Consider the following 11,916-nt stretch of genomic DNA (forward strand, 5'->3'; position numbering starts at 1 on the left):
CGCGAGGCCCCGGAAACGATTGTCGCGACGCCGCTCAGTTGAGCTTCGGGTTGAGCAGCGCGTCGATCTTGGGATCCTTCATGTTGTCCTTGGTGACGAGGTTGGCGCCGGTGTCGACATTGGCCTCGACCTTCTCGCCCTTCGAGGCGGCCAAGGCGGTCTTGATGCCGTCATAGCCCATACGGTACGGGTCCTGGACCACGAGGCCGGAGATGACGCCGTCATTCAGGAACTTGATCAGCTTCTCGTCGCTGTCGAAGCCGATCAGTGCCACCTTGCCGCCAAGATTGTTCTCGGCGATCGCCTGGCCGACGCCCTGCGCCATGATCAGGTTGGAGGCGAAGATGCCCTTGAGGTCCGGATTGGCGGTGATCAGGTCGGTCGCGATGTTGAGGCCGGTGGTGGCCTGGCCGTCGGCGTATTTGTCGGCGACGAGCTGGAGGCCCGGATACTTGGCCTTGATCTGTTCGATGAAGCCTTGCTTGCGCTGCTCGAGCGAACCGGCGCCGGGAAGGGCCGTGATCAGCGCGACCTTGCCTTCGACCTTGCCGCCATTGGCGGCGCCGATCGCGGCGGCCAGACCGTCAGCGGCGACGCGGCCGCCCTGGACGTTGTCTGTAGTGAGGAAGGAGGTGAAAGCCTTGGAGTCGGCGCCGGAGTCAATGCCGATGACCTTGACCTTGGAAGCCGCCTCGTCGATCGGCTTGCCGAGCGCCTTGAACTCGGTCGGCGAGATGACGATGGCCGCCGGGTTGCTGGCGACGGCGTTTTCGAGGATCGAGATCTGGCCGTTGACGTCGGTTTCGGCCTGGGCGCCGAGCTCCGGCACGTTGATGCCGAGATCCTTGCCGGCCTTGCGGGCACCGGCCAGAACGATCTGCCAGTAGAAGGAGGTCGTATCCTTGACGATGATCGGAATGGTCACATCCGCCGCCGAAGCGGGCGCGGAATGCATCAGGCCGGCAAGCATCGATGCGGCGGCCAGGGCCACGAAAGCACGGCGGTTGAGAAGGCTGGTCACGAATTTCATTAGGTTCCTCCCTAAAGTCGCCTGGTGAAGGTTTCGGAAGCTCCATCTGGATAGGCGCGGCCCAAACAGAACTTTATCAATAAAAAACAGATGCCATTTTTTGATAGAGCATCGCCATGGCCGATGCAAGCGGTGTCTGTTGCCGTTTGTGTGATGCGGGATGAGCTTTGGCCGGCTCCTCCCCGGCAGCACATGGGCGCTTCCGTTCCTCCTTGGCGATATGGAACGATAATTTCACCAAACTGTCAATATGGAATATTCATTCCATCATGAGGTTGCGCGGTCGTGAAGGCCGGCGTCCTTGCAGTTGGCAGCGCTTCCGCGGCGATAAAGGTCGTCGGGCTAAAGCGTCGCGCCGAGATGCCAGGGCACGAATTCGTTGTCGCCGTAGCCGAACGCTTCGCTCTTGGTCTTGTGGCCGGACGCCGTATCGATGATCAGTTCGAAGATCTCGCGGCCCATGCCGGCAATGGTCTTCTCGCCCGAGGCGATGACGCCGCAATTGACGTCCATGTCCTCCTCCATCTGGTGGTACATGGTCGAGTTGGTGGCGACCTTGATCGATGGCGTCGGGCGGCAGCCGAAGCAGGAACCGCGGCCTGTGGTGAAGACGATGACATTGGCGCCGCCGGCGACCTGGCCGGTGGCCGAGACCGGGTCGTAGCCGGGCGTGTCCATGAACACCAGGCCGTGGCCCGAAACCTTCTCGGCATAGCCGAAGACGCCGTTGAGCGGCGTCTGGCCGCCCTTGGCGACCGCGCCCAGCGACTTCTCGAGGATCGTGGTCAGGCCGCCGCGCTTGTTGCCGGGCGAGGGATTGTTGTCGATCGAGGCGCCGTGCTTGGCGGTGTGCTCCTCCCACCATTTCACGAAGCCGTCGAGCTTGGCGGCGATCTCGGGCGAGGCGGCGCGATAGGCAAGCAGATGCTCGGCGCCGTAGATCTCGGTCGTTTCCGACAGGATGCCGATGCCGCCGCAGCCGGCCAGGATGTCGACAGCGGCGCCCAACGCCGGGTTAGCGGTGATGCCCGACATGCCGTCCGAGCCGCCGCATTGCAGGCCGACGACGATCTCGCTGACCGGGATGGGCTCGCGCTTGAGGTGGCCGACTTCCTCGGCGATCTCGGTCAGCACGCCCATCGCCTTCTCGACCGATTTGCGCGAGCCACCGGCCTCCTGGATGTTGAAATGACGTTTTCCCGCCGCCACGCCCTTCTGGCCGTAAAGGGTGAGCTGGTTGACCTCGCAGCCGAGCCCCACCATCATCACGCCGCCGAAATTCGGATGGCGCGCATAGCCGGCGAGCGTGCGGTGCAGAACCATCATCCCGTCACCGGTGCCGCTCATGCCGCAGCCTTGGCCATGGACGATCGGCACGAAGCCGTCGATGCCGGGATATTTCGGCAGAATCGTGCGGTTGGCCTCGTCGGCAATGGCGTGGCAGACGGTGGCCGAACAATTGACGCTGGCGACGATGCCGATGAAGTTGCGCGTGCCTGCGCGGCCGTCGGCGCGGCGGTAGCCCATGAAGGTGCGCTTGCGGTCTGCCTCGGTGGCGTGCTCGGCCTCGCTTGGCGGCACCACCGGCAGGCGGCCGCTCTCAAAGACCAGATTGTGTGAATGGACGTGCTCGCCGGCCGCGATGGCTTGCCTGGCGCGGCCGATCGCCTGCGCGTATTTCACCACCGCTTCGCCCGCGGCGATCGGCTTGATCGCCACCTTGTGGCCGGGCTCGATCGCCGCGACCGCCTCGGCACCGCCTGGCAATGCGGTGCCGATCTCGATGCGGCCATTGGCAACGGCGACGTTGTCGGAGGGGGAGAGGAGGATGATGTTTGCACTGGTCACGGGCGGCTGTCCTGGGTGATTCCTGGGAGGCGGGCGGATTGACTTGCGCCCGTTTAAAGGTAATGTCTTTTATCGGGAAAAAACATTTTTGCGTCAATTGTTTTTTCGCTGCGGGTAGCGCGCGCCTTATAGACGCCCGCGCCTGCCCGTTTGGCAAGCCGGCGAAAAACGTTCCGCTTTTCGGAGGCTTGCGCTAGGAAGACCGATCATATCGCGTTTCCGGCCAGCCGCCGCAAGCGTTGGGGGATACGGGGCATGTCGAAGAGCAACAACGTCTACAAGGACGCTTTCAACCGCTGCCTGCGGCTGCTCGACGAAACCAAGAGCCTGCCTTCGGAACCGGAGCTCGGCACGCTGCTCGGCGTCAGCCGCACCACCGTGCGCAGCATTCTTGCCCGCATGGAAGAAACCGGGCTGATCGCCTGGAACAAGCGCAACAAGACGGTGCTCAGGGCGCCGCGGCCGGAGGATTTCTTTCCCGAGGAGGAGACTGACTCGCTGGCCGAGATCATCGAGCGCTCCTTCATGCGGCGTCTGCTTGCCGAGGGCGCTGAGGCCGGCATGCAGATCAACGAGCTCGAGCTGGCGCGCGAGATCGGCGTCGGCACCACCAGCGTGCGGGAATTCCTGATCCGTTTCTCGCGCTTCGGGCTGATCGAGAAGCGGCGCAACAGCCACTGGGTGCTGAAGGGTTTCACGCGAGCGTTCGCGCTGGAGCTGACCGAGATCCGCGAGATGTTCGAATTGCGCTCGGCGGCGGCTTTCGCCGCGCTGCCGGAAGACAGCGCGGTCTGGGTCGACCTCGACATGCTGGAGGTCCAACACCGCCAGCTCGCCAGCGAAATCGCCACCCGTTTCAACGAATTCTCCGAGCTCGACGAGCGCTTCCACCGGCTCATCCACCGCGCCTCGCACAACCGCTTCATCGTCGACTTCTACGACGTCATCGCGATGATCTTCCACTACCACTATCAGTGGAACAAGGCCGAGGAACGCCAGCGCAACGAGGTCGCGGTGCAGGAGCACCTCGCCTATATCGCGGCGCTCAAATCGCGCGATCCCGGCAAGGTGGACGCCGCCTGCCGCAAGCACCTGAAGTCGGCGCGCCTGACGCTGCTGAGCTCGATTCCCGAAGGACGGCAGGCGCAACTTGCCTGACAGGCGGATTTGCGCGTTTGACCGATATCGCGCCGCGTTGCCGCAGCGCGGTTTTGCCGATTTTCCGGCCGCATCGTCCATGTTAGGGTCGATCAAGTTTCCGGGAGAGGCTTTGCGTTGGATATAAGGCTGAAACGATGGAGCATGCCGGCCGCGTTCGTCGCGGCGCTGCTTCTATTGCTTCAGTCCTCCCTCGGTGCGTTCGCCTTCGGCGCGCCTTCGCAGCTCGACGCCTTCGGCAACGTCATCTGCACGCATGAAGGCGCTGTAAAGCTCCCCGGCGGCGATCAACACCAGCAACACATGCCGGCCTGCTGCTCGCTCGGCTGCAACATGGTTTCGCCGGCGCATCTGCCGCCGCCGGAAGCAGGCGCGCTGGCCGGAACCCAGCTTTTCGAGGCGGTCGCCTTCCAGCTTCCGGCCTTCCAGCACCAGGATTTCGCCCGCGACCGCTCTCCGGCCAATCCGCGCGCGCCGCCGGCAACGGCCTGATCCGCGGAACTTTTCGCGGGCGCATTCATCCAAAGATCAGACCGCTCGCGGCCGCAAAGCGGCGCGATCCTCATATCCATGGAGCAACCATGTCCAATCTTCTTCCCAAGCCGCAAGCCTTCGCGCTTCGCGGCGCGCCGCTACCCAGCCTGCAACGTCTCAGCCTTGCATTGTGCGTTCTTCTTCTCCTGCTTGCCTGCATTCCAGCGGCCATCGCGCACGAATTCAAGGTCGGCGATATCGAGATCGAGCACCCCTGGTCGCGGGCGACGCCGCCCGGCGCCAAGGTGGCCGGCGGCTACTTCACCGTGATCAACAAGGGCAGCGCGCCGGACCGGCTGCTGTCGATTTCCTCCGACATCTCCGACAAGGCCGAGTTGCATGAGATGGGCGTCAAGGACGGCGTCATGACCATGCGGCCGGTCGAGGGCGGGCTGGAGATCCCGGCCGGCGGCAAGGTCGCTCTGAAGCCGGGCGCCTATCATTTGATGTTCACCGGCCTGAAGCGGCAGCCGAAGCAGGGCGAGAAATTCCCGGCGACACTAACCTTCGAGAAGGCAGGCAGCGTCAAGGTCGAGTTTGTCGTCGAAGGCATGGGCGAGACCGGCAGCGACGATATGGACATGGATCACGCCGAGTAATCCGCCAATTCAAAATCAGAGGGACAATTCATGAAGAAGTATCTTTTGGCGGCCGGCGTGGTTTGCGCGCTCGGAACCAATGCCGCGTTCGCCCACATCACGCTCGAAACGCAGGAAGCGGCTGTCGGCTCCACCTACAAGGCCGTGTTGCGCGTGCCGCATGGCTGCGAGGGCAAGGCGACGACCGCCGTGCGCGTGCAGATCCCCGAAGGCGTCATCGCGGTGAAGCCGATGCCCAAGCCCGGCTGGACGCTGCAGACCAAGAAGGGCAAGTATGAGAAATCCTACCAGCTCTACGGCGAGACGCTGACCACCGGCGTCAAGGAAGTCGACTGGAGCGGCGGCAACCTGCCCGACGAGTTCTACGACGAGTTCGTCTTCCGCGCCTCGCTGGCGGCCGATCTGCCGGCCGGCCAAATGCTCTATTTCCCGGTGGTGCAGGAGTGCGGCGACGCCACCGATCGCTGGATCGAGATCCCGGCGGCAGGCCAGGATGAGGACGCCGTGGAAACTCCGGCGCCCGGCATCAAATTGCTGCCGAAGAAATGATCTTTGTTGGCGCGCTCCATCGGGGCGCGCCACCATCTCCTGTTACGACGGCATGAACGCAGCACAGTCTTCCTCGACGATCCGCCCGCATACCGGCCCGCTTGCCTGGCTGGCGGCAGTGCTCGTGGCGATGGCGGTCTTGGCCATGCCCGGCCGCGCTTTCGCGCATGCGGCGCTGGTCGCGACCGATCCGGCCGACGGCACGGTGCTCACGCAAAGTCCGGCGCAATTTTCGCTCACCTTCAGCGAGCCCGTCTCGCCGCTGGTTCTGAGGCTTGTGCGGCCGGACGGCTCGCAACTTGCGCTGACATCCTTCCGTCTCAAGGACCAGACGGTCGAGATCGACAATCCCGAAACGCTCAAATCCGGCACGCATGTGCTGAGTTGGCGGGTGGTGTCGGTCGATGGCCATCCGGTCGCCGGTTCGGCGCTGTTTTCCATTGGCGCGCCAAGCGCCGCGCCGGTGGCGGGCGAAGCCGTCGACTGGACGCTGCGCGCGGCGATCTGGGCGGCCAGGCTGCTTCTTTATGCCGGCCTCTTTCTCGGCGTCGGCGGCGCATTCGCGCTCGCCTGGCTGGCCGAGGACCGGCGCTGCGGCCAGCGCTTTGTCGCCGCGGCACTGCTTCTCGGTCTCGTCGGCGCGCCGTTGTCGCTCGGCCTGCAGGGGCTGGATGGGCTTGGCGCGCCGCTTGCCCGGTTTGCGGCGCCGACGGTCTGGAAGACCGCGCTGGAGACGAGCTACGTCTGGACGGTGCTGATCGGCCTGATCGCGCTTGGTCTCGCGCTGCTGTCGCTTGCCGGGCCGTCAGGTCTTCGCAAGCTGTCGGCAAGCGCAGCACTGCTCGGTGTCGGCGGCGCGCTTGCCGCCAGCGGTCACGCCAGCGCCGCCGAACCGCAATGGCTGACGCGGCCGCTTGTGTTCCTGCACGGGGCCGCAATCGCCTTCTGGGCCGGTTCGCTGGCGCCGCTCGGTCTGGCATTGCGGCGGGAGCCGGCGGAAGCAAAAGTCTTTCTGCGCCGCTTCTCCCGCGCGATCCTGCCGGTCGTCATCGTGCTTGCCGCAAGCGGCATCGTCCTGGCGATCATCCAGGTTGAGTGGCCGGCCGCATTGATCGACACGTCCTATGGCCGGCTGCTGCTCTTGAAGCTGGCTCTGCTGCTTTTCCTGTTCACGCTTGCCGCGGTCAATCGCTGGACGTTGACCGCGCCCGCCGAGGCAGGCGACACGGAAGTGCAGCGACGGCTGGTTCGTTCGATCGGTATCGAGGTGGCCATCGTGCTCGCCATCTTCGGCGTCGCTGCCGGCTGGCGCTTTACCCCGCCGCCGCGCGCGCTGGCGATCGCCGCCGCGCAGCCGGTGTCGATCCACATCCACACGCTGAAGGCGATGGCCGATTTGAGCATCACGCCCGGACATGCCGGCGAGGTCGCGGCTTCGATGGTGATCATGACCGGCGATTTCGGCCCGCTCGACGCCAAGGAGGTGACGCTGGTGCTGTCGAAGCCGGATTCCGGCATCGAGCCGATCAAGCGGCGGGCGACCAAGCCGGGCGACGGCACCTGGCGCGTCGACAATCTCCTCATTCCAATTCCTGGGCGCTGGAACGCCCGGCTCGACATCCTCGTTTCGGATTTTGATTTGGTGAAGGTCGAGGCTCCGATCGAAATCCGTGGCGAATGAGATTCCGGCGATGCCGGCCCCAATCCGATCTGCCGCCGCCTGACACAATTCGGCGAGACGGTTGACGCCGTCGCCTCGGCCCGTCATTCATCTGGGAAAGGCGTTCTCCAGAATGCCGCCTTCAACAAAAGATCCGAAGCAGGGAAGAAACGATGGAAAAAGCCGAAATCGGCCTGATCGGCCTTGGCACGATGGGTTCCAACCTCACGCTCAACATCGCCGAGCACGGCCACCGCATCGCCGTCTTCAACCGCACCAGGGCGCGCACCGACGCGTTCGTCGAGAGCGCCGGTCCGCTGAGGGACATGGTCGTTCCCTGCTACAGCCTGGAGGAACTCGCAGCCGCCATCCGTCCGCCGCGTCCGATCATCATCATGGTGCTGGCCGGCAAGCCGGTCGACGAGCAGATCGCGGCGCTGCGCGGCGTGCTCTCCAACAACGACATCGTCATCGATGCCGGCAACGCCAATTTCCGCGACACGATGCGCCGCTTCTCGGAACTGTCCGGCTCGGGCCTGACCTTCATCGGCATGGGCGTTTCGGGCGGCGAGGAAGGCGCGCGCCATGGCCCGTCGATCATGGTCGGCGGCACCGAAGAGTCCTGGAAGCGGGTCGAGAAGGTGCTGACGGCCATCTCGGCCAAGTTCAAGGACGAGCCTTGCGCCGCCTGGCTCGGCACTGACGGCGCCGGCCATTTCGTCAAGACCATCCACAACGGCATCGAATATGCCGACATGCAGATGATCGCCGAGATCTACGGCATATTGCGCGACGGGCTCGGCATGGCGCCCCAGGAGATCGGCAAGGTCTTCGAGGAATGGAACAAGGGCCGGCTCAACTCCTACCTGATCGAGATCACCGCCAAAGTGCTGGCCGCCGACGACCCGAAGACCGGCAAGCCGGTGGTCGACATCATCCTCGACCGTGCCGGGCAGAAGGGCACCGGTAAATGGTCGGTGATCGAGGCGCAGCGGCTCGGCATTCCGGCGACGGCGATCGAGGCGGCGGTCGCGGCGCGCGTGCTTTCCTCGATCAAGGACGAGCGGCAGGCGGCGGAAAAGGCCTACGGCAATATCGGTGTCGAGAAGATCGCCGGCGACAAGGCCGCGCTGCTCAAGGACCTGGAGCTGGCCTTGTTCGCCGGCAAGATCGCGGCTTATGCGCAGGGTTTTGCCGTGATGAGTGGCGCATCCAAGGAGTTCAACTGGAACCTGCCGATGCCGACCATCGCCAAGATCTGGCGCGCCGGCTGCATCATCCGCTCGCAGATGCTGGACACGATGGCCGAAGCCTTCGGCTCGGGGAGCGCTTCCACCAACCTCCTGATGGCGCCGGCCTTCATCGCCATGATGAAGGAAGCGCATCCGTCGCTGAGGCGCATCGTGGCGCGCGCCTCCGAGGCCGGCTCGCCGGTGCCGGCGCTGTCCTCGGCGCTCGCCTATTTCGACAGCTACCGCCAGGGACGCGGCACCTCGAACCTCATCCAGGCGCAGCGCGATTTCTTCGGCGCGCATGGTTTTGAGCGCATCGGGGAAGAGGGGGCGTTTCACGGACCCTGGGGGAGTGGCGCCGCTTAGGTTCGGCTCAGACGGCTCTCCCGTCGTCATCCACGGGCGAAGCAAGGAGCGAAGCGACGCGGCGCAGACCTGAGGATCCATGCCGTGACGTCCGCCATGGAATGCAGCGGTCCAGAAAAGCGCTCCGATAGCGCCTTGTCTGCATCGCTGCAGCTCTCGGAATTCACGGAATGGATCCTCGGGTCTGCGCGTCCGCTTCGCTCCCGCTCCGCCCGTGGATGACGAAGCTGAGAACCAGAGCTAACCCCGATAGGGCAGAACCTCGCTCGGCGTGCTGAGCGACTGCAACGAACCTGGGTCGGCGCCGCCGATCCAGCCGAGCACGGCCCGGGCAAGCTCGGAGCCTGCCAGCCGGAAGTTCTCGTTGACGACGAGCAGCTCGCGCCGGAACAGATGCAGCAGTTCCGAGGACTGTTTCGACACAACGTCGACGTCGCGGCCGAGCTTCAGCCCGGCGTCCTCGATGCCGGCGACGATGGCGAGCGTCGCGGCGGCGGCGCTGCTGACGAAACCGTCCGGCCGGTCCTTGCGCCGCATCAACTGCGCGGTCCGCGTCCTGATCTGCTCGATCGACTGGTCGATGGAGACGGTGTTGAACGGCACTTCGCTGGCGCCCACTTCGCTCAGCGCATCGGCAAAGCCGTTCACCGTATGGCCGTAATAGGTGAGGCCGACCGGCGGGGTGACAAGCGCCAGCCGGCTACGGCCCCTGCCGGCGAGATAGCGCACGGCTTCGCCGGCGAAGGCGTAATTGTCGAAGTCGTGATAGGGATGCACCAGGCCCATGTCGGTGCGGCCGTGCGTGGCGAAGGGAATGCCGCGCTCCAGCATGTAGCGCGCCCGCGGATCGTTGGGCTGGGTGCGCGAGATGATGACGCCGTCGGCCGAACCCGTCTCGACCAGATAGCGCACCGGGTCGAGCGGATCCTGCGAGCGCGAATAGGGCGTGACGATCAAGTGGTAAGGCGTGTCGGCGATCACCTCGGTGACGCCGTAGATGATGTCCGAGACGAAGCTCATCAGCTCGTGCTCGGTGTTCAGGACGAGCGAGATGACGTTGGTCTTGCCGGTCCTCAAGCGTACGCCGGCGCGGTTCGGACGATAGCCGATCTGCTTGGCGACGAGCTGGACGCGGCGCCTGGTCTCGGCGCCGATCTCGGGCGCATCCTTCAGCGCGCGCGAGACCGTCGTGACGCCAAGCCCGGTCATGAAGGCAAGCGTCTTCAGCGTCGGCCGCTCCTTGCCCGACGCATCATCGTCGCCCTTCTTCGGTACCCGTCTATCCATTCGTCCCGCCCGTCAGCCGCATAGCAGCCGCAGGGTCGGCCGGCAATCGTGCGGCGTTGACAATTGCGCGACCCTTGGCCTGCGGCCTGGTTCAATATACTGAAACGTTACAGATTGCCAATCTTCGTGATTAACCGGCACGGTCGCGACCTTTGCGGTCCGGGCGTGGAGGTGGACCGAAAACCCCTGGAATCACAAGGAAATATCGATTTTGGGCCAGTTTCGACGGAGATCAGCCGCTTTGACATTGACATTGCCCCTTTGAGAGAAAGATTTTGTCCATGTCTCGAAAAAATCTCGACCGGCTTCAAAGCGAGGGGTTGCCTATGCGGATCATTTGCCGTATCGAAAATCTGTAACGTTTCAGATTCTGGTAGGAAGCCGAAATGCGATACAAATTTCTGACCGCTGCATTTGCCGCGACGGTTGCGCTCAACTTCGCCGGTCCGGCGGCCGCGACCGACCTGGAAGTCACCCATTGGTGGACTTCCGGCGGCGAGGCGGCGGCGGTGGCCGAGCTTGCCAAGGCATTCGACGCGACGGGCAATCACTGGGTCGACGGCGCCATCGCCGGCTCCGGCGGCACGGCGCGGCCGATCATGATCAGCCGCATCACCGGTGGCGATCCGATGGGCGCCACCCAGTTCAACCACGGCCGCCAGGCCGAGGAACTGGTGCAGGCCGGGCTGATGCGCGACCTCACCGACATCGCCACCAAGGGCAAGTGGACGGAAGTCGTGCGGCCGAAGAGCCTACTCGATAGCTGCACCATCGACGGCAAGATCTACTGCGTGCCCGTCAATATCCACTCCTGGCAGTGGCTGTGGCTGTCGAACGAAGCCTTCCAGAAGGCCGGCGTGCCGCTGCCGAAGGACTGGAACGAATTCGTGGCCGCCGCTCCGGCGCTGGAGAAGGCCGGCATCATTCCGCTTGCCGTCGGCGGACAAGCCTGGCAGGCCTCGGGTGCCTTCGACGTGCTGATGGCCGCTGTCGGCGGCACGGACACGTTCCTCAAGGTCTACAAGGACAAGGACGCCACCTTCGCGGCCGGCCCTGAGATCGCCAAGGTGTTCAAGGCGGCGGACGATGCCCGCAAGATGGCCAAGAACACCAATGTGCAGGACTGGAACCAGGCGACCAATCTGGTCATCACCGGAAAGGCCGGCGGCCAGATAATGGGCGACTGGGCGCAGGGCGAATTCCAGGTCGCCGGCAAGACCGCCGGCAAGGACTATACCTGCCTGCCCGGCCTTGGCTTGAACGAAGTCATCGCCACCGGCGGCGACGCCTTCTACTTCCCGCTGCTCAAGGATGCCGACAAGGCCAAGGCGCAGGAAGTCCTGGCCGAGACACTGCTCGATCCGAAGACCCAGGTCGCCTTCAATCTCAAGAAGGGTTCTCTGCCGGTACGTGGCGACGTCGACCTCGACACGGCCAATGACTGCATGAAGAAGGGTCTCGCCATCCTTGCCAAGGGCGCCGTCATTCCGTGGACGGACCAGCTGCTTTCGCAGGACACCCAGAAACAGAAGGAAGACCTGTTCTCCGAGTTCTTCGCCAAGCCCGACATGACCGTGGAAGAGGCGCAGAAGCGCTTCGCCGAGATCATCGGTTCGGCGGACTGACGAACGGCGCCCCCGCCGGCTCCCGGCC

At 64.5% G+C, this 11,916-nt stretch carries 10 protein-coding genes; 7 read left to right on the forward strand and 3 right to left on the reverse strand.

Annotation, left to right across the window (positions count from 1 at the left end; all coding sequences use genetic code 11):
- Positions 1–34: 34 nt before the first annotated feature.
- Positions 35–1,030 (reverse strand): ABC transporter substrate-binding protein, encoded by a 996-nt coding sequence (locus LB572_RS14335; RefSeq protein WP_224668168.1) that lies wholly within the window; start codon positions 1,028–1,030, stop codon positions 35–37.
- A gap of 342 nt (positions 1,031–1,372) precedes the next feature.
- Positions 1,373–2,878, reverse strand: coding sequence for a UxaA family hydrolase (locus tag LB572_RS14340; RefSeq protein WP_224668169.1), 1,506 nt, complete (start codon positions 2,876–2,878; stop codon positions 1,373–1,375).
- Positions 2,879–3,133: 255 nt separating this feature from the next.
- Between LB572_RS14340 and LB572_RS14345 the strand changes: the two genes are divergently transcribed.
- The 6 genes from LB572_RS14345 (at position 3,134) to gndA (ending at position 8,976) form a co-directional block, all read left to right on the forward strand.
- On the forward strand, positions 3,134–4,036 hold the full coding sequence (locus LB572_RS14345) for a GntR family transcriptional regulator (protein WP_140803352.1): 903 nt from the start codon (positions 3,134–3,136) through the stop codon (positions 4,034–4,036).
- A 144-nt stretch (positions 4,037–4,180) separates the two neighbouring features.
- Positions 4,181–4,528, forward strand: a complete 348-nt coding sequence (locus LB572_RS14350; protein WP_140803351.1) for a hypothetical protein — start codon at positions 4,181–4,183, stop codon at positions 4,526–4,528.
- Positions 4,529–4,617: 89 nt separating this feature from the next.
- Positions 4,618–5,169, forward strand: a complete 552-nt coding sequence (locus LB572_RS14355) for a copper chaperone PCu(A)C (protein WP_224668170.1) — start codon at positions 4,618–4,620, stop codon at positions 5,167–5,169.
- A gap of 30 nt (positions 5,170–5,199) precedes the next feature.
- Positions 5,200–5,718 carry a YcnI family protein gene (locus LB572_RS14360; protein WP_224668171.1) on the forward strand — a complete coding sequence of 173 codons (519 nt, stop codon included), beginning with the start codon at positions 5,200–5,202 and terminating at the stop codon, positions 5,716–5,718.
- A 52-nt stretch (positions 5,719–5,770) separates the two neighbouring features.
- Positions 5,771–7,399, forward strand: a complete 1,629-nt coding sequence (locus LB572_RS14365) for a copper resistance CopC/CopD family protein (RefSeq protein WP_224668172.1) — start codon at positions 5,771–5,773, stop codon at positions 7,397–7,399.
- A gap of 152 nt (positions 7,400–7,551) precedes the next feature.
- Positions 7,552–8,976 carry an NADP-dependent phosphogluconate dehydrogenase gene (gene gndA / locus LB572_RS14370; RefSeq protein WP_224668173.1) on the forward strand — a complete coding sequence of 475 codons (1,425 nt, stop codon included), beginning with the start codon at positions 7,552–7,554 and terminating at the stop codon, positions 8,974–8,976.
- A gap of 240 nt (positions 8,977–9,216) precedes the next feature.
- Here the strand turns inward: gndA and LB572_RS14375 are convergent, their stop codons facing one another.
- Positions 9,217–10,263 (reverse strand): LacI family transcriptional regulator, encoded by a 1,047-nt coding sequence (locus LB572_RS14375; protein WP_224668174.1) that lies wholly within the window; start codon positions 10,261–10,263, stop codon positions 9,217–9,219.
- 386 nt (positions 10,264–10,649) lie between these two features.
- Between LB572_RS14375 and LB572_RS14380 the strand changes: the two genes are divergently transcribed.
- Entirely contained in the window at positions 10,650–11,888 is a 1,239-nt protein-coding gene (locus LB572_RS14380) for an ABC transporter substrate-binding protein (protein ID WP_140803345.1), read from the forward strand.
- Positions 11,889–11,916: the final 28 nt, after the last annotated feature.

Source organism: Mesorhizobium sp. BH1-1-5 (assembly GCF_020165615.1).
Classification (GTDB): Bacteria; Pseudomonadota; Alphaproteobacteria; order Rhizobiales; family Rhizobiaceae; genus Mesorhizobium.